This is a genomic window from Sphaerisporangium album, from assembly GCF_003323745.1.
Taxonomy (GTDB): domain Bacteria; phylum Actinomycetota; class Actinomycetes; order Streptosporangiales; family Streptosporangiaceae; genus Sphaerisporangium; species Sphaerisporangium album.
Map to the genome: position 1 here is coordinate 155,344 of NZ_QOIL01000015.1, position 18,028 is coordinate 173,371.

The window sequence follows — 18,028 nt, forward strand, 5'->3', positions numbered from 1 at the left end:
GGAGAGCGCGGACCCGCAGATCAGCACCCGGGCGTTGCTGGTGCCGCCGTGCGTACGGCCACGCAGGTCGATCTCTGTTTCAGGATGGACGGCATCGCGGGGTTCGCCCTCAGGATCGGGGGAGGACGTCGGGTTCGGCGAAGGTCATGGCGGTGTGGGTGATCGTCGTGGTCAGGATGGCGTGTTTGGGGAGGCCCAGCTCGCTGAGTTCCTTGGCGATGGGGTGGTTGCCGAGCCTGATCAGCGCGCCGCCCGGGCGGGTGCGGACGCTCTGGGGGCGGGTCGTCCAGCGGATGCGGCGGGTCGTGCCGTCCAGGTGCGTGTACGCGTCCAGGCGGGCGGAGCCGGGAGGGACGGGCATTCCGGGGCGGATCAGCAGGTCGAGGATGAGACGTCCGTCCTTGCGGAGGATGCACCGCTTGTACGGCGAGGACATGCGCAGGTCGATCTCGGCGAGCTCCTTGGGAAAGCCCCAGATCGAGCGGCCCGCCTCCATCGTGAAGCGCTGGTCCACGGGCAGCCAGTGGACGAACGCGCCCGTGCCCTGCCTGCGCAGCTCGCGCATGCCGTACAGGGCGTTGCGGGCGGCGGACGTCCGCTGCGCGTCCGCGGGGCGGACCATGAAGCCCACGCCGAACTCGTTGTACGCGCCGAGATCGCCGTCGTCGTAGCGGATGAACCCGAGCACGCACAGGGCCTTGCCCGGGAGGGCTTCGGTGACGTCCAGGTCGGGAGAGTAGGCGAGCACGGCCCGGGCGGCGTCGGCCCGGACGGTGTAGATCGCCGCGCAGGCCGTGGCGTCCGCGACCTTCACCGGCAGGGTGACCTCACGCCCCTGGACGAGATGGCTAGCCATGACACCCAGTACACCAACCCCGGCCCCGCACGCGCCACCGGTACGGGAACGACGCGAGCGGACTGCGCGGTGAACAGTCGGATCCCGACTCACCGCACCGGGCGTCGCAGGTGGGGGAAGGCTCTGTGATGGGCGCGTGGGCGGGCCGTGCCGGTGGAGGACGCCGGACGGGGGAACCGTGTGGTGAGTGAGCAATCGAACAAATCGGCGCCGGTGGTGAGATGGATCTCGGCGGGGGTGGGCCTCGATATGGTGAGGGGCTTGGCCGACGGCCCGTCCACGCTCCCGACTCCCCAGACCGCCCGCCTGCTCCCCGCCCTCGATGGCTGACAAAGTGGGCGCCGCGGCGGCGAGATGGGTCTACGGCGAAGTCGGCGCCTCTGTGCGGTGAGGGGCCTGGGCTGCGGCTCCCTGTGTCGAGCGGCGCAGCGTGTGGCGTAGGAGGGCGAGGAGCGCCAGCGTCGCCACCAAGCCGCACACCGCGTACCAGCCCCACAGCATGAAGGCGCGCACCCCGAGCCAGGACCCTACGCTCGCGCCTGTGAAGGTGCCGGTCATGTACACGGTGTTCAGCCTGCTGCGCGCCTCCGGGCGCAGGGCGAAGATCCGCGCCTGGTTGGCGACCTGGCCACACTGGACGGCGATGTCCAGCAGGAGCATGCCAAGGATCACGGCGGCCAGCCCGACGCCGCCACCGAGCGAACCCGCCACGAGCACGCCCGCCGCCACGATGGCCCCGAGGACGCACACCAGGGTGACCACCTCGGGCCCCTTGCGGTCGACCCAGCGCCCGGCCACCGGAGTGCAGAACACGGCACCGGCGCCGGCCAGGGCGATCAGCCCCACCACCTGCGCCCCGAACCCGTACACCGGGCCGTCGATGAGAAGCGCGAGGCTGGTCCAGGCGGCGCTGAACCCGGCGAACAGCATCGCCTGGTAGAAGACCGAGCGCCGCAGATCCGGTTCGGTACGCAGCAGGCGCAGCGTCGCGGCCAGCAGGGACGGGTACCGCTCGCGCGAGGTCGGCGCCGTCGTGGGCACCGTGACGGCGAGCACCGCCGCGAGCACGAGCGCCAGCCCGGCGGCCACGATGTACGGCCCGCGCCATCCCAGCCATTCGCCGACCACCCCGCCGAAGGTGCGCGCCAGCAGGACTCCGGCGAGCAGACCGCCGAGCAGCGTCCCCACCAGCGCCCCGCGCCGGCCGTCGGGGACCAGCCCGGCCGCCATGGGGATGATGATCTGCGGGACCACGGTGGTGATCCCGACGACCGCGCTCGCCCCGACGAGGAACCCGAGCGCGGGCGCGAGGCTCGCCGCCGTCAGCCCGAGCCCCGTGAGCAGGAGCAGCGTGACGATCAGCGGACGGTGCCGCACGCGGTCGCCCAGCGGGACGAGCAGGAAGAGCCCGGCCGCGTATCCGACCTGCGTCGCGGTCGTCACCAGTGCCGCGGAGTCCTGCGACACCCCCAGCCCGGACGCGATCAGCGGGCTGATCGCCTGCGCGAAGTAGACGTTCGCCACGCTGACGCCGCATGCGAGCGCGAGGATGAAGACCAGTCGGCGTCCCGGATCGGGCAATGACTCGTCGCGGGACACGGACGCTCCTTCGAGAGGGGGTGTTGCGTTCGCAATCTACCTGGACGCCCGATTATGTCCCTGCGTCGCCTCCCCACGTGCACACGAAGACGACCAGGTCTTCCTCCCGCCTCTCGCACCCGCCCCTGCTCGCCAAGGCCCACCGCTCGCCAAGGTCCACCGGCCCACTCTCGCTGAGCCCCACTGCTCCCAGGGGCTCACCCGGGCGTCGACGGCGCCATGGTGAGCGGCCGACGTGGCCGAGGAAGGGGGTCAGGCGGGGACCGCGCGGGGGAGGGCCGGGGCCGGTGCGGGGATGGCCCATTCCTCCAGGCGGGCTATGAAGTCGCGGGCGTGGTCGGGCCAGTGGTAGTGGCCGCGGGCCTCGGCGTAGCCTCGGGCGCCCATGACCGCGCGGCGCTCGGGGTCGTCGCGCAGGCGCAGCACCGCCTGGGCCACCGCGTCCACGTCGCCGTACGGGACGATGACGCCGCAGTCGGCGCGGCCCACGATGGAGGCGGCCATGGGCAGCGGCGTGGTGATGGTGGGGATGCCCCTGGCCATGTACTCGATGACCTTGGTCGGCAGCGACTGCCGGTAGTTGGGCACGTCGTGCAGCAGCGAGAGCCCCGCGAGCGCCCCCTCGGCCATGCGCAGCGCGTGGTCGTTGGGCACGTACCCGTACCAGTCGAGCAGGCCCTGCCGCTGGGCGTCGCGCAGCACGGGACGCACGTCCGGGTCCGCGGCGCCGACGAGGTCCAGCCGGATGCCCGCGGGCGCGAGCCTGCGCGCCAGTTCGATCATCTCCAGCGCGCCCCTGGCCTCCGACAGGTGGCCGACGTAGACGAGCCGGTTGCCGCCGGGGAGCGGCGGCGGAGTCGTGGGCACGTACGTGGTGTTGGGGATCACCGGGTGGTTGCCGAGGAAGCGGTCGCGGTAGGCGGCCTCGGCGAGGATCAGGTGCATGCGCCGCTCGGCCCGGCTCTCCATGTGGTGGACGATGCGCGGGAGCATCCGGCGGGCCGATTCAGGCAGGTACGTCTTGGTGTCCAGCGAGCCCACGAGGTCCTCGTGCACGTCCCACACGGTGGTCGGCCGCCTGCGGGGCAGCGCGAGCAGCAGCTCGATGTCGTGGACCAGCAGGATGTCGGCGTCCTTGACGCCCTTCTTGAGCGCGCGCCGCGCGGCGCTGAGCGCCCGTCCCCGCCGCAGGCCGACGGCGCGGGGTACGTCGATCGCGGTGATCTCGCTGGGCGGGGTGACGTTGCAGTGGGTGAACGGCGCGATGTACGTCACCGAATGCCCGGCGTCGAGCAGGGCGCGGATCTGCCGGTGCATGATCCGAGCGTCCTCCGGGTGGTGGACGATCGTGCCGACACATACCTTCATATGTAGATGTTGGGTGCCGTTCCCTTCAAATCCGGATGCGCACCGTTAATCGCGGTGAAAATGCCGCTGAACATCCGCCCCTAGCGGGTGCCCGCGCTGGCCTCCGCGGACGGTCTGCGGTAAAGCCAGGTGAGGCGCGGTTCCAGCAGCCATTTGAAGACCGTGCGGGTCTCCGGCAGGCACAGGATGATCGCCAGCGCGAAGCAACTGCTCGTGATGGCCATGACGCCGAGCGGGCCGTGCAGCCAGGGGAGGTCCAGCCAGCCCATCTCCTTGGCGATGTACACGGGCACGCCGTGGAGCAGGTAGCAGTACAGGGTGCGCGTGCCGAGGTCGGAGAACCAGGTGTTCCTGCGGGGGACCAGGGCCAGGATCGTCGCCGAGACCAGCAGCGCCGCGACCAGCAACCCCGCGCGCATCGCCATGCCCATCCACCACGAGATGTGCAGGTCGGCGTAGCTGTCCTTGTAGTAGATCGGGTCCAGTGGCACGTGCGGCGCGATGAGGATCGCCACCGCGGCCGCGCCCACCAGCACGCCCGCCGCCAGGATCTTCACCCAGAGCCGGTTGAGCAGGTCGAAGTGGTGGGGCTGGAGCAGGAGGCCGAGCACGAAGAAGGGCATCAACCCGAAGAAGCGGTCCATGCTGAAGTCGCCGGGCAGGTCGGAGAGGCCCGCGAGCAGGTACACGGCGACCGCGATCGGGAGCGGGTAGCGCATGCGCTTCCACACGGGCGTGGACAGACGCCACAGCAGCAGCGCGAGCAGGTACCAGTTCAGCCAGGCCGGGTCGATGATCGTCAGGCTGAGCTTGTGGCCGAACGCGAAGCGGAGCAGGGCGTACCCGACCTCGACGACGACGTACGGCACGAGGAAGGTGTCGACGAGCTTGTTGGTCTTGGCGTTCGAGTTCCAGAAGTTCCTGCTCAGATAGCCGCTGATGATGACGAACAGCGGCATGTGGAACACGTAGATGAACAGGTACGCCGACCGCGAGGAGTGCGCCGACAGGGTGGGCACCAGGGAGTGGCCGGTGGCGACCAGGGCGATCAGCAGGAACTTCACGTTGTCGAGGTACGGCTCGCGCGGGCGCCTGGCGGGCGAGGCCTCGGGGGCCTCGTCGGTCTCGGGGGCGGGCGCGTCCCAGGCGGGCTCGCCGGCCGCCCGCCAGGAGTGGGCGCCGCCGTCGAATCCCGAGGGGCCGGGGAAGCCGCCGGAGCCGAAGCCTGTGGGCGCGGGGCCGCGCGTGTCCCAGCCGGGGGGAGGGGGCGCGGGCGCCTCGGGGACCCGCCGCTCCCAGTAGGAGAAGCCGTCGGAGGACGGCGGCTGGGGCGGGGGAGCCTCCCACGCGGGGACCGGCGGGGGCGGGGCCGCCTGGCGGTGGCCGGCGGGCGGGGTGGGCCCGTCCCACGGCTCGTTCACCCGGCCGGAGGTCTGCTGCTCCCACGCCTGCGGGGCGGCGTGGCCGCCGGAGGAGGTCTGTTGTTCCCACGCCTGCGGGGCGGGGTGGCCGCCGGAGGACTCCCAGGTCCGCGGGGCCGCGTGGCCGCCGGAGGAGGTCTGCGGCGTCTCGTCCCACGCGGGACGGTCGAAGCTGAACGTCTCCGGGTCATCGTCACCGGAGGGACGGCGCGCGCCGTCGTGAGGGGTGGGTGCGTCCGGCTCGGCGACGGGCCACAGGGGCTGGCGGGGCTGGTCGCCGGTCTGCGGGCGCCGCCGGTCCCAGGCGCCCGTCGGCGGCTCGGCGTAGTCGGGGACGGGCCAGCGGGCGGTCGGCGCGTCCTCCTCGGCCGCCTTGGCGTCCGGGCCGGGGTCGACGGGCCTCTCTCCTGGGCTGGCGGGGGCGGCCGTGGCGTCGGCGTCGGTGGAGACGTCGTCGGTGCGGGGCGCCGGAACCTGGAAGGAGGAGGATCTCGTGTCGCTCACGGGGGAAAGCTCGGCTATCTGTCGGGAGACCAGGGCTGGCTTCTGGAGGGCGGCCTGAAGTTCTGCGAGGCGGACGGAAATGGCGGTGGCGGGCCGACCAGATCATCCACCATAACGCCCCGGCCGGTGGTTGTCGCGGCAGAGCACCGAGTTCGCCCGACTTCGATCATGAAAAGGCCCGGCCCCACAGGGGGACCGGGCCGTCGGGCGTAATGATCAAGCGCTGACCGGGTGCTGGTCAGGCGCTGGTCATCAGGTGCTGCACACGTCGGTCTTGGAGTCCACGACGCGCGCGCTGTCCGGGATCGTCACGGGCACCTTGACGCCCTTGAAGTCGGTGCCGATGACGAGCTGGATCACCGGGCTGCCGGGCTCGGGCGTCGCGGTCGACCCCGCGGGCGGCTGGATGGTCGCAGGCACGGTGAAGGGGGTGGTGAGCCCGGTCTTCACCTTGCCCGCGGCCGGGGTCACCTTGGTCATCAGCTTGGCGGCCAGCGGGGCGGCGTAGTCGGCGCCCTCGGTGGCCGTCTTGGAGTACAGGACCATGGTCTGCGGCCGGTCCGTGCCGTCGGCCTGCCGCGCGTCGCCCACCTGCGTGACCTTGAAGCCCTGGGCGGCCAGCGCCTCGGCGACCTCCTTGGCCTTGCCCGCGGTGTTGGTGCCGTTGAGCACCTGCACCTGGATCTGGCCCGGCTTGGGCGCGGGCTTGGCGGGGGTGCCGGACGACGCCGACGCCGCCGCGCTCGGCTTGGCCGTCGGGGTGACCTCGATGTCGTTGCGCAGCGACTCGAACATGCGCCCGGCGTCCGGCTGCTTCCACTGCACGCGGTTCTTGTCCGCCGGGTACGGCTCCCAGGGGACGGTGACGAACTTCACGCCCTTGGCGGTGAGGCTGCGGGCGCTCTGCGCGATCTGGATGAGCGTGTCGACGTCGAGCTGCGGGTCCATCACCACCGACTGGGCGGCGGCGGAGACCAGGCTGATCAGCTTGGCGGGGTCGGTCAGGGTGTCGCCGCTGGTGGCCTTCTTCGCCACCTGCGAGAGGAAGATCTGCTGGCGCTTGATGCGGCTGATGTCGCTGCCGTCGCCCAGGGCGTGGCGGGCACGCACGTACGCGAGCGCGGTCTCGCCCTTCACGATCTGCTTGCCGGCCTCCAGGTGCAGCTTGGCCGCCTTGTCGTCGACGGCCGTGGGGACGCAGATCTGGATGCCGCCGAGCGCGTCGACGATGCTCTTGAAGCCGGTGAAGTCGACCTTGATGTAGTGGTCGACGCGGATGTTGGTGTTCGCCTCGACCGTGTTGATCGTGCAGGCCATGCCGCCCTCGTTGAACGCCGAGTTGATCATGTCGAGGCGGGGCGGGATCGCGGCCTTCGTCCGGGCGTTCTTGCAGGCGGGGATCTGCACCATCGAGTCGCGCGGGAAGCTGATCAGCGTCGCCTTGTCGCGGTTCGGCGAGACGTGCATGAGGATGATCGTGTCGGTGCGCTCGCCCTCGCCGGCCATGTGCTGGCCGTACCTCTTGTTGTCACCGGCGCGTGAGTCCGAGCCGACGAGCAGCACGTTGAGGGCACCGGTGGTGTTGACCGGGCGGTTGGCGTTCAGGTCGCCGGTGACGTCCTCGGTGCGTACGCCGCCCAGCACGTTCCGGTAGAGCGTGTAGCCCGTCAGCGCGACGAGCACCAGCACGCCGGTGAGCGCGATGCTGATCCACGCCAGCACCCCCAAGCCCCCGGCGCCGGGCGGGGGGGTGCGCCTGCGGCCCCGCGAGGGCTCGTCGGGCGGTGGGGGCGGCGCGGGCGGGCCGCCTCGGCGGCGCCCGGAGCGCGGGGAGTCGGCCGGTTCGGCCTCCTGCGCGCCGCGGGGACGGGGAGGGGCGGCGTAGGCGCCGTACGCGCCGGGGTCGTCGGGCGCGGCGACGAGCTGGTCGGGAGGGCCGCCACGGTGGCGGCGTCCGCGTTCCCCCTGGGGTTGCGGGGGCGGGCCGGGAGGCTGCTGGCCTCGGCCGCGGCTCCGGCGGCCGGGTTGTGGCGGCTCGTCCCGGGGGTCTCTGACCGCGGCGTGTCGGTACTCGCTCATTTCGTCATGAGGTTAGTCATCGTCCCGGCTCTTGGAGCCATGATCGGGTGAATGAACGCATGATCATGAGTACTCCAGATGGGTTGATCCGGCGGTCAAGCTTACCGAGGCGAGGATATTCGGTGGAATATCGTAATCCGTGGCTTTACTGGAAGTTCACAGGATCCGGTTGGAACGGCTCCTGACCAGGGGCGGCCCCGTCCGGCCAGCGCCGCCGCCAGGCACGCCAGCGGCACCGCCGGCAGCACGTACCGATAGTCGAACTGAGCCGTCACGGCCGGGATCAGCAGCAGGGCCACCGACGTCGCCCACGGCAGGGTCCACGCCGTCCACGCCGTCCGGTGCGTTCCCGCAGGCCTCCCCCTCCGCGCCGTCCGCGCGATCGCGACGGCGGGAGGCACCAGCAGGACGGCCAGCAGCGCGGTGCCGGGCAGCCTCACCACATGCTGGTAGCCGCGCATCCACCCCGCGAACGGTTCAGAGACCCATGTGCCGATCGCCCCCTGTTCGTAGCGCTCCGCGAACCCCGCGCCGACCGTGGCCGGGTACCGCCCGGGCGGCGGAGGCGGCGTGACCGGGAACTCGTAGTAGCCGTAGATCTCGCGGTCCGGGTAGACCGGCCGCCCCCAGGTGAACGTCCGGGCGAACTCCGACAGCACCGAGGCCGCGAAGTCCGCGGGCTGGCTGCGGATCGCCAGGTACGCGAACCGCCCCGCGAGCCGGTCGGTCGCCTCGGTGAACGTGATGCCGGGCAGCGCCACCAGCGGGGATCCGGCCGCCCAGATGTACTCCTGGGACGGGGGGCGGCGCGCGGGCGGGGTGGGGTCGCAGAGCACTGCCAGGTCCGGAGGCGGGCGCATCACGTCGCAGTCGGCGAACGCCATCGTCCGCGAGTAGAGGAAGACCCCGTTGGAGCCCACGATGCCGAACCGGTGGTGGGTCGCCGAGAACCACGCCGCGTACGCCCCGACCGGCGCCAGCGCCACGGCCGCCAGCAGCCCGGCGAGGCCCAGCCGCCGCCACCGCAGCCCCGCCACCCACGTTCGGACTCCGGCCACCCACGCTCGGACTCCGGCCCCCGGCGCTTCTGCGTCCCCCGCACGGACCGGGGCCTTCGGCGGGCGGACTTCGGCTTCCCGGGCATGGACCGGGGCCTTCGGCGGGCGGACTCCGGCTTCCCTCGTACGGATTTCGGCTTCCCGCGGGACTCCGGCCTTCGGCGGGCGGCCGGAGGCGAGCCGCACCACCAGCCAGGCCGTCACGAGCGCGATCAGCGGCAGGCCGACCGTCCGGGTCAGCGTCGCGGCGGCCAGCAGCAGGCCCGCCGCGCAGACCGTACGCCAGGTCGGCTCGCGTAGCGCGGCGACCACGGCCCCCGCCACGAGCAGGCCGAACAGCGCGTCGGAGACGAGCAGGTGCTCCAGCTCGATCTGGTAGGCGTCGAGCAGCACCGGCGCCGCCGCGAGCGTCCCCGCCCACCGCCGCCCGCCCGCGCGCACGACGGCGTGGTAGACGAGCACCGCCGTCGCGAGGCCGATCAGGTGCTGGACGAGCACGACCACGCCGAAGCTGTGGAACGGCTCGAGAAGGCGCAGGAACATCGAGTACCCGGCGGGGCGCACCAGATCCGGACGGGGCCGCATCGCGGTGACCACGTAGGTGTAGGAGTCGGGGAACCAGATGGCTGGGCGGTACCCGAGCATGGCGACCGCCCGCAGCGCCGCGCCCAGCGCCAGCACGGCCAGGAACGACCGATGCGTCAAGGCCGCCGCGCCGAGCCGCCGGGCCGCGTGCGCGAGGGCGTGCCACCTCGCTGCTGCCACTGGATCCCCCTGCTGGTCGGATGCGGATACGCGTCTTCGACGGGCACAGGCGACCCTATGAGAAGAGCCGCCCCGAGGCACGCCGGGCCGCCGGGCGGGCGCCGCGCCGCCGGGAACCGGACCGGCGGCTAGGCTCGCGGGAACAGATGGACGGAACCTGGCTCGACCACTCGCGATGGCCGCCGGCGGGCCGGGTGCTCGCCGCGGCCACGATCATGCCCGCGCTCCTCCTGGCCGGCTGGCTGCCGGCCGGTCTGGTCCTGCTGCTGTTCGGCGCGTTCCGGCCGCTGCCCGTCCTGCTGCTCGGCGGGGCGCTCGCCGTCGCCCTCTGCGCGTACGCAGTGCGGCTGACCCGCGCCCGCGAGGCGCCCGAGGCCACATTCTGGCAGGTCACGGCGGTGGCGGTCATCGCGGCCGCCTCGGGCCTGTTCAACGGCCTGTTCCACAGCCAGCAGCTTCTGGTGCGCCGCGACCCCGGCACGTACGCGCAGTACGCCGCCTGGCTCGCCCGGCGGGGCTCGCTGCCGATCCCGTACGACACGGCGGCGTTCGGCGGCGCCGACCCCGCGCTGCGCTTCGACAGCGTCGGCTTCTACGACTACGGCGGCGCGGTGGTGCCGCAGTTCATGCCCGGCGCCCCGATGCTGTACGCCCCCGGCCACTGGCTGGGCGGCCTGGACGGCCTGCTGGTGATGCCCGCGGTGCTCGGAGCGCTCGCCGTGCTGACCGTGGCGGGGGTCGTCGCCCGGCTGGCGGGCGCGCGGTGGGCGCCGCTCGCAGCCCTGGCGTTCGCGGTCGCGCTGCCGATCCTCTACACCTCGCGCACGACGCTCAGCGAGATCCCCTCGCTGATCCTGCTGTTCGGCGGCCTCGCGCTGGCCCTGGACGCGCGCGCCCGCCCGCGCGTGGCGGCCCTGGCCGGGCTGGTCTTCGGCCTGGCGCTCCTGGTCAGGATCGACGGCCTGCGCGACATCCTGCCTGTGCTGGCGTACGCGGGGCTGCTGATCGCGATGCGCCGCGCGGGGGGCCGGGCCGCGGTGTACGCGCCCATGGGGCCGTGGCTGCTGGGCGGGCTGGTAGTGGGCGCCGGGATCGGCTTCGCCGCAGCGCTCCTCCTGGCCCGTCCCTACCTCTCGTATCTGTCCGGCTCGGTGGTGCCGCTGCTGTACATCTGCGCGGCCGTGCTGGTGATGGCCGCCGCGGGCGCGTCGCTCGGCCCGAGGATCATCGCCTGGTTCGCGTCCCGGGCGGGACGGGCGCCCCGGCTCGCGTCCCGGGTTCCGGGGCCGGCCGCCGGGCTGGTCTTCCTGGTCATGCTCGGGTTCGCCGCGCGCCCGTGGCTGCAGACGGTGCACCGCGTCGCCGTCACCCCCGAGGACCAGCTCAACGCGGGGTTCATCGAGGCGGTGCAGCAGGCCAACGGGCTGCCGCTGGACAGGTCGCGGCTCTACTACGAGGACTCGCTGTACTGGGTGTTCTGGTACCTCGGCGTGCCGGCCGTCGTGCTGGCCACGTTCGCGGCCGCCCTGCTCGTGCACCGCATGGCGCGGGGACGCGGGTTCGCCTGGGTGCTGCCGCTGGCCGTCGTCGGCTGGACCACGGTGACCACGCTGTGGCTGCCCGCCATCACCCCCGACCACCCGTTCGCGTCCCGGCGCCTGGTGCCGGTGGTGATCCCGGGCCTGGTGGTCCTCGCCGTGTGGGGCGGGCGGTGGGCGGCGGCCCGGGCGCGGTGGGCGGGGTACGGCCCGCGGGCGCGCGCGGTGATGTCCGCGATCATCGGGGCGCTGCTAGTCGTCCCGGCCGCGATCACCTCGATCGGCACGGCCTTCACCCATATCGAGCAGGGGGAGGCCGCCCAGGTGGAGAGGCTGTGCGCCGCGCTGCCCCGTGACGCCTCCGTGCTGATCGTCGAGCGGGTGACGAGCGACCGGTTCCCGCAGGTGGTGCGGGGCATGTGCGGCGTGCCCACCGCATCGGTCCGCGTCGTGGAGGGGGACGTCGCGCCGCGCGCCGACGTGGAGCGGCTGATCGGACGCGTGCGGTCCACGGGCCGCCGTCCCGTCCTGCTCGCCGCCGATCGCCGCCAGCTCGCCCCGTACGGCACGGCGGAGCAGGTGGTGAGCCTGCGCACCCGCCAGGACGAGCGCTCGCTGGTGAGCCCGCCGGACGGCACGTGGTCGCTGAACGCCACCGTGTGGATGACCACGCCGTGAACGCCGTCGTGTGGACGACCGACGCCCTGAACGCCGCGTCCGACCGGCGGCGGGCGTGCTCGGGAGGGTGGGCGGCGCGTATCCGGCAGGGGAAGAACGGGCTCGGCGTCGAGTTGGCCTAATGAAGCCGGTGGCCGGGAACGATCGGGCCGGCGGACCCGTCCAGCACGCAGCCGTTCGAGTAGCGCTGGGCGAAGAAGATCATCCGGCCGTCGTACACGCCTCTGATCCGCACGTCGTAGGGGTCGTGGATGGTCGGGCAGATGACGCCGGGCCGGGGCCTGATCTTGTCGAGGTCGCCGCCGATCGCGCGGAGCATGGCGCAGGCCTTCTCCGGCGCCGGGTGAGAGCCGCCGGTGGGATCGCACTTCAGGGACCAGCTCCTGGTGTCACCGGCGTGAAGGTGGTTCTTGCTGATCACCAGGCGGACGGGGGCGTCTCCGGCGGGAGCGGGGACCGGCGTCATGGTGGTGGCCAGAGTGGTGGCGAGAGTGGTGGCCAGGGCGGCGGCGTACATCGGGTGACCTCCTCGGATCATGGTACTCAGAGTGAGATCATAACTACGAAGCGTATATATTGAGGGAACTTTACTCCGCGCCCGCGGGTGGTTCGAGGGGAAAAGGGCCGGCCGGTGGGGGTTCTCGCCGGTCACGGCGGACGGGAGGCGGGAAATGATGGACGTCTGCGGCCCGAAGGCGAGGGGGCGAAAATACGGCAAATCGCGAAAAGTCCCCGTAATGGCAAGCCCGGAACCCGGACAGCGCCGGGCAAGCACGTGGTCAGGCGCGTCCGGACGTCACGCGCCCGCGGAATCGGCGAGATCGGGACGGCCGGAGTGGCACGGCCGCCGACGGATAAGACTCTGCTGATGGGGAAGATGTGGATTTCAACCTCGGCCGGGCACTGTATCCTCGCCCGACGTGAGTGTGACCGAGACGCCTGAGACTGGACTCGCCGTGGACGCCAAGCCCTATGTGACGATCGTCCTGCCCTGTTACAACGAGCAGGACCACGTCATCGCGGAGGTCGAACGCATCTGCGGGGCCATGGACGTGAGCGGCTACACCTACGAGCTGGTCGCCGTCGACGACCACTCCACCGACGGAACCCTCGACCGCCTCCAGGAGGCCGCGCCCCGGTTCCCGAACATGCGCATCGTCGCGTTCCACCGCAACGGCGGCTCGGGCACCGTGCGGCGCATCGGCACGCAGGACGCGCGCGGCGAGATCGTCGTCTGGACCGACGCCGACATGACCTACCCCAACGAGCGCATCCCCGAGCTGGTGCAGATCCTGGAGAAGGACCCGGCGATCGACCAGGTCGTCGGCGCGCGCACGAGCGAGCAGGGCTCGCACAAGATCCTCCGGGTGCCGGCGAAGTGGTTCATCCGCAAGGTGGCCGAGCGCCTGGCGGGCCAGGAGATCCCCGACCTGAACTCCGGCCTGCGCGCCTTCAGGAAATCGGTGTCGCTGCCCTACCTGCGGCTGCTGCCGCCCGGGTTCTCCTGTGTCACGACGATCACGCTGGCCTTCCTGTCCAACCAGCACGACGTGCACTACATGCCGATCGAGTACAGCAAGCGGGCCGGGAAGTCCAAGTTCAGCTTCATCTCCGACGCCTACCGCTACATCCTCCAGGTGCTGCGGATGGTGATGTACTTCAACCCGCTCAAGGTGCTCATGCCGCCCGCCATCTGGCTGGTGGTGATCGGGCTGGTGAAGGGCGTCGTGGACATGTTCCGGCACCCGTTCTACTTCCCCGCCAGCACGGTGATGGTGTTCCTCTCGGGGTTGATCATCGGCTCGCTGGCGCTGCTGGCGGACCTGATCGTCCGCTCCCGGGGCGAGTAGGCCGCGGGGGGCGGGGGACATGCGGATCGCGATCGTCGGGCCCACGTACCCGTACAAGGGCGGCGGGGCGCAGCACACCACCGAGCTGGCGCACCGGCTCGCGGCCGGCGGCCACGACGTCGTGATCGAGTCCTGGCGCGCGCAGTATCCCGCGTTCCTGTATCCCGGGCAGCAGACGATCTCCGCGCCGGAGGGCGAGCCGTTCCCGCACGTCCGGCGCGACCTCGACTGGCGGCGGCCCGACGGGTGGCTCCGGTGCGGACGCCGTCTGCGCGGGGCCGGGCTGGTCGTGCTGACGCTGCTCAGCCCCGTGCAGGTGCCCGCCTACCTCGGCATCCTGTACGCCCTGCGCCGCGGGGCGCCGGTCGTGGCGTTGTGCCACAACGTGCTGCCCCACGAGCGCAAGCCGTACGACGCGCCGCTGGTCAGGGCGCTGCTGCGCCGGTCCGACCGCGTGCTCGCGCACTCTCCCGAGCAGGCGGCCATCGCCCGAGAGCTCGGTCCCGCGCCGGTCTCCGTCGCCGCCCTGCCGCCGCACCTTCCGGCCAGGTCCGGGGAGCGCGCGGGGGAGGGCGTCCGGCGCAGGCTGCTGTTCTTCGGCATGGTCCGCCCGTACAAGGGGCTCGACCTGCTGCTGCGCGCCCTGGCCCGGGTGCCGGGCGTGTCGCTGACCGTGGCGGGGGAGTTCTGGGGCGGCCTGGAGGAGACGCGCGCCCTGGTCGCGGAGCTGGGGCTCGGCGACCGGGTCGAGCTGCGGCCCGGGTACGTGGCCGCCGAGGACGTGCCCACGCTGTTCGCCGCGGCGGACGCCCTCGTCCTGCCCTACCGCTCCGCCACCGCCAGCCAGAACGTCTGGCTCGCCCACGAGCACGGCCTGCCGGTGATCGTCACCCGCGTGGGCGCCCTCGCCGACCATGTGACCGACGGCGTCGACGGCCTCGTCGTCGACCCGGGCTCGGCCGACGCCCTCACCGGGGCGATCAGCCGCTTCTACGCGGACGGTGAACCCGAACGCCTCCGCGGGAACGTCAAGGCCGTCGACCCCGAGCCCTACTGGAACACCTACACCGAAACGCTGATCTCCCCGGGGACCTGACGCCGGCTACTACTCTTGACCGGGTGGGTAGGGAACGAGTCGCGCAGCTTGAGTACTCCGAGTTCCAGGTCGCGATGCTGGACGAGGCGAAGCGGCGGCGCAAGGCCGCCAAGATCATCGCCGTGCTGGCGCACTTCCTGGGAAGGGAGGCGCGGGACGGCGGCGGCGCGGTCCTGGACGGGCTGACCGTCGCCGACATCGGATGCTCGGCCGGGTTCATCGCCGACGAGCTGGCCCTGGCGGGCGCGAAGCGCGCGTTCGGTGTGGACATCGACGTCCCGGGCCTGCGCAAGGCGGCCGAGCGGTTCGGCGAGCGCGTCGACTTCGTCTGCGCCGACGGCACCGCGCTGCCCTTCCGTGACGGGTCCATGGACGTCCTGGTGTTCAACCACATCTACGAGCACGTCGTGGACCCCGACGCGGTGGTGAGGGAGATGCACCGGGTGCTCGCCGACGACGGCGTGCTGTACCTCGGTCTCGGCAACCGGCTCGGGGTGATGGAGCCGCACTACAAGCTGCCGTTCCTGTCCTACCTGCCGCCCTCGCTGGCCGACCGGTACGTCCGCGCGTCCGGCCGGGCCGACCACTACTACGAGCGCTTCCGCACCCGGGGCGGCCTGCGCCGCATGCTGGCGGGCTTCCACGTCTGGGACTACTCGCTGCCCGTGCTGGCCTCGCCGCAGCGGTTCGCGGGCGCCGAGCTGTTCCCGGGGGCCGTGGGCCGCGCCGCCCAGGCCACGCTGGCCCGTTCGCCGCGCGCGGCGCTGCGCGGGCTGCTGCCCGTCGTCCCGACCTACCTGTGGGTGGCCACCAAAGCGCCCCGCGGGCCGCTCGGCTCCGCGCTGCCGCAGCCGCCCCAGCGGGTCGCCACCCGATGAGCGCCCGGACCGGCCGATGACGGGCAAGAAGCTCCTCAGGTTCGCGTTCCTCCTGGTCGCGCTGGGGTTCGGCGGCTGGGCGATCGCCGGGCAGTGGTCGCAGGTCGCGGACGGGTTCTCCCGCCTGTCGTGGCCGCTGCTGGCGGGATCGCTGGTGGCGGTGCTGGCGGCGCTGGTGTCGGGCATGCTCATGTGGCGGGCGCTGCTCGCCGACCTGGGGTCCCCGCTGCGGTTCCCGGACGCGGCCAAGGTCTTCTTCATCGGGCAGCTCGGCAAGTACATCCCCGGGTCGCTGTGGCCGGTGCTGGCGCAGATGGAGATGGGGAAGGACCTCGGCGTCCCGCGCCCCCGCAGCGCCACCGCCTTTTTCCTGACCTATCCGATCTACCTGGCGACCGGGCTCGCGGTGGCCCTGCTGACCCTCCCGGCGTTCGCGGGCGCGTCGGTGTCCCGGTACGCCTGGCTGCTCCTGCTGCTCCCCCTCCTCGTCGCCGGGCTCCACCCGAAGGTCGTCAACACCGCCCTCGGGTTCGGCCTCAAGCTGCTCAAACGCCCCCCGCTGGAGCGCCCGCTGACCCGGCGCGGCCTGCTGACCTCCGCCGGGTGGGCGTTCGCGGGCTGGGTCGCGTACGGCGCCCACCTCGCGCTGATCGTCGCGGGCCTCGGCGCCACCGGCGGGCGCGCGCTGGCGCTGTCCGCGGGCGCGTTCGCCCTCGCCTGGTGCCTGGGCTTCATCGTGGTGATCGCCCCGGCCGGCGCGGGCGTGCGCGAGGTGGCGATGGTGGCGGCCCTCGCGCCCGTCCTGGACGGCGGGACGGCCATCGCGGCCGCCCTGTGCTCCCGTCTGGTCGTCTCCGCCGGCGATCTCGTCTGCGCCGCCGCGGCCGGTGCCGCCGCCCGCCGCGCCGAACCCGTCCCGGCGGCCACCCGAGGGGATTGACCGACTGCGGGGTGGCGTGCTGACGGCCCGAGCCGCATCGCACCGGAACTCCAGCCCTCCGGCGGCGCCCGGCTCCCGCATCTCCGTGCGTCATGCCCGTGCGAGGCGGTAACCGTCGCCGTGGTTAACAGGTGAGACATGGTTGGGGGATGAAAGGGGCTCGGCGCCGTACCGGGGGTTGCGGGTGGGGAAATGAGCGGTCATATCACTCACGGATCGGGGGAGCCTCGCAATAGAGTGAATCGGTGACCGGAAAGGAGCGCGGCTAGTGACGCCCCGTGTGCTCGTCGACGCCACCGCGGTCCCCGCCGACCGCGGGGGTCTGGTCCGTTATGTGGACGGTCTCGTCGGCGCCCTCGACCGCGCGGGCGCCGATCTCGCGGTCGTCTGCCAGCGCGCCGACGCCGACCGCTACGGCAAGATCGCGCCAAGGGCGCGCATCCTCACGGGGCCTCCGGCGATCGCGAGCCGCGGCGCGCGGCTGGTCTGGGAGCAGACCGGCATCCCGGTGCTCGCGCGCAGGGTCGCCGCCCAGGTGATCCACGCGCCCTACTACTCGATCCCGCTGCACTCGGGCCTGCCGACCGTGGCGACCGTGCACGACGTGACGTGGTTCACCGAGCCCGAGCTCCAGGGCGATCTGAAGGCGTCGTTCTTCCGCGCCGCCACGCGTACGGCGGTCCGCGACTCGGCCCGCGTGGTGGTGCCGTCCAAGGCCACCCGCGACGAGCTGGTGCGGCTGCTCGCGGCCGACTCCACGCGCGTCGACGTCGCCTACCACGGGGTCGACCGCCACCTGTTCCACGAGCCGTCCGAGCAGGAGGTCGCGCGGGCCGCGGGCCGGCTCGGGCTGCACGGCCGCCCGTACGTCGCGTTCCTCGGCGCCTTCGAGCCCCGTAAGAACGTCCCGAACCTGGTGCGGGGCTTCGGCCAGGCGGTGCGCGATCTTCCCTCGCCGCCCGCGCTCGTGCTGGCCAGCGCCGCGGGCTGGAGCGACGAGGTCGACGCCGCGATCAGCGAGCTGCCCGTGACGGTGCGCGTCGTCCGTCCCGGCTACCTGTCGTTCGCCGACCTGCCGGGGTTCCTCGGCGGCGCGGTCGTGGTGGCCTTCCCGTCGCGCGGCGAGGGGTTCGGGCTGCCGGTCCTGGAGGCGATGGCCTGCGGCGCCCCCGTGCTGACCACCCATCGCACCTCGCTGCCCGAGGTCGGCGGCGAGGCCGTCGCCTACACCGAGCCGGACGCAGAGAGCATCAGGGACGCCCTCAAGGCGCTTCTGGAGTCCGAGGAGCGCCGCGACGCGCTCGCCGCGGCCGGCATCGCCCGCTCGCGGGAGTTCACGTGGGAGGCTTCCGCCGAAGCTCATTTGGCCTCATATGAACGAGCGGTCGATCAGTGAGC

At 72.6% G+C, this 18,028-nt stretch carries 14 protein-coding genes; 7 read left to right on the top strand and 7 right to left on the bottom strand.

What is annotated here, in order from left to right:
• Window positions 1-109 precede the first annotated feature (109 nt).
• From DQ384_RS25590 to DQ384_RS41505, 6 genes are all read right to left on the bottom strand, one after another.
• Window positions 110-856, bottom strand: coding sequence for an acetoacetate decarboxylase family protein (locus DQ384_RS25590; protein ID WP_114031422.1), 747 nt, complete (start codon window positions 854-856; stop codon window positions 110-112).
• 360 nt (window positions 857-1,216) lie between these two features.
• Window positions 1,217-2,455 (bottom strand): MFS transporter, encoded by a 1,239-nt coding sequence (locus DQ384_RS25595; protein WP_245966772.1) that lies wholly within the window; start codon window positions 2,453-2,455, stop codon window positions 1,217-1,219.
• 252 nt (window positions 2,456-2,707) lie between these two features.
• Window positions 2,708-3,823 carry a glycosyltransferase gene (locus DQ384_RS25600; RefSeq protein ID WP_114031423.1) on the bottom strand — a complete coding sequence of 372 codons (1,116 nt, stop codon included), beginning with the start codon at window positions 3,821-3,823 and terminating at the stop codon, window positions 2,708-2,710.
• Window positions 3,824-3,903: 80 nt separating this feature from the next.
• Window positions 3,904-5,748, bottom strand: a complete 1,845-nt coding sequence (locus DQ384_RS25605; RefSeq protein WP_114031424.1) for an acyltransferase family protein — start codon at window positions 5,746-5,748, stop codon at window positions 3,904-3,906.
• Window positions 5,749-6,000: 252 nt separating this feature from the next.
• Entirely contained in the window at window positions 6,001-7,827 is a 1,827-nt protein-coding gene (locus tag DQ384_RS25610; protein ID WP_181871405.1) for an LCP family protein, read from the bottom strand.
• Between the two features lie 101 nt (window positions 7,828-7,928).
• On the bottom strand, window positions 7,929-9,650 hold the full coding sequence (locus DQ384_RS41505) for a hypothetical protein (RefSeq protein WP_181871406.1): 1,722 nt from the start codon (window positions 9,648-9,650) through the stop codon (window positions 7,929-7,931).
• Between the two features lie 146 nt (window positions 9,651-9,796).
• On the opposite strand from DQ384_RS41505, the gene DQ384_RS25630 reads away from it, so the two are divergent.
• Entirely contained in the window at window positions 9,797-11,866 is a 2,070-nt protein-coding gene (locus DQ384_RS25630; protein WP_114031426.1) for a hypothetical protein, read from the top strand.
• Window positions 11,863-11,988, top strand: coding sequence for a hypothetical protein (locus tag DQ384_RS43720; RefSeq protein WP_281274107.1), 126 nt, complete (start codon window positions 11,863-11,865; stop codon window positions 11,986-11,988). Before DQ384_RS25630 ends, DQ384_RS43720 begins: the two co-directional genes overlap by 4 nt.
• Here the strand turns inward: DQ384_RS43720 and DQ384_RS25635 are convergent.
• A complete protein-coding gene (locus DQ384_RS25635; RefSeq protein ID WP_114031427.1) occupies window positions 11,985-12,404 on the bottom strand; it encodes an SSI family serine proteinase inhibitor in 420 nt (139 codons plus the stop codon). The genes DQ384_RS43720 and DQ384_RS25635 overlap by 4 nt on opposite strands.
• Before the next feature lie 382 nt (window positions 12,405-12,786).
• On the opposite strand from DQ384_RS25635, the gene DQ384_RS25640 reads away from it, so the two are divergent.
• The 5 genes from DQ384_RS25640 to DQ384_RS25660 all read left to right on the top strand — a co-directional run bounded on the left by DQ384_RS25640 (window position 12,787) and on the right by DQ384_RS25660 (window position 18,026).
• On the top strand, window positions 12,787-13,716 hold the full coding sequence (locus DQ384_RS25640; RefSeq protein WP_114031428.1) for a glycosyltransferase family 2 protein: 930 nt from the start codon (window positions 12,787-12,789) through the stop codon (window positions 13,714-13,716).
• 19 nt (window positions 13,717-13,735) lie between these two features.
• Entirely contained in the window at window positions 13,736-14,812 is a 1,077-nt protein-coding gene (locus DQ384_RS25645; protein WP_114031429.1) for a glycosyltransferase family 4 protein, read from the top strand.
• Window positions 14,813-14,835: 23 nt separating this feature from the next.
• Window positions 14,836-15,690, top strand: a complete 855-nt coding sequence (locus DQ384_RS25650) for a class I SAM-dependent methyltransferase (RefSeq protein WP_220183126.1) — start codon at window positions 14,836-14,838, stop codon at window positions 15,688-15,690.
• Between the two features lie 16 nt (window positions 15,691-15,706).
• On the top strand, window positions 15,707-16,630 hold the full coding sequence (locus tag DQ384_RS25655) for a lysylphosphatidylglycerol synthase transmembrane domain-containing protein (protein WP_114031431.1): 924 nt from the start codon (window positions 15,707-15,709) through the stop codon (window positions 16,628-16,630).
• Between the two features lie 268 nt (window positions 16,631-16,898).
• The gene (locus tag DQ384_RS25660) at window positions 16,899-18,026 is read left to right on the top strand and encodes a glycosyltransferase family 4 protein (protein ID WP_114031432.1); all 1,128 of its coding nucleotides are present in this window, start codon (window positions 16,899-16,901) and stop codon (window positions 18,024-18,026) included.
• Window positions 18,027-18,028 lie beyond the last annotated feature (2 nt).

Excerpts from the sequence above, each read along its gene's own strand:
- DQ384_RS25590 (WP_114031422.1), bottom strand. The coding sequence starts at position 856 with ATGGCTAGCCATCTCGTCCAGGGGCGTGAGGTCACCCTGCCGGTGAAG.
- DQ384_RS25600 (WP_114031423.1), bottom strand. The coding sequence starts at position 3,823 with ATGAAGGTATGTGTCGGCACGATCGTCCACCACCCGGAGGACGCTCGG.
- DQ384_RS25610 (WP_181871405.1), bottom strand. The coding sequence starts at position 7,827 with ATGAGCGAGTACCGACACGCCGCGGTCAGAGACCCCCGGGACGAGCCG.
- DQ384_RS25630 (WP_114031426.1), top strand. The coding sequence starts at position 9,797 with ATGGACGGAACCTGGCTCGACCACTCGCGATGGCCGCCGGCGGGCCGG.
- DQ384_RS25635 (WP_114031427.1), bottom strand. The coding sequence starts at position 12,404 with ATGATCCGAGGAGGTCACCCGATGTACGCCGCCGCCCTGGCCACCACT.
- DQ384_RS25645 (WP_114031429.1), top strand. The coding sequence starts at position 13,736 with ATGCGGATCGCGATCGTCGGGCCCACGTACCCGTACAAGGGCGGCGGG.
- DQ384_RS25655 (WP_114031431.1), top strand. The coding sequence starts at position 15,707 with ATGACGGGCAAGAAGCTCCTCAGGTTCGCGTTCCTCCTGGTCGCGCTG.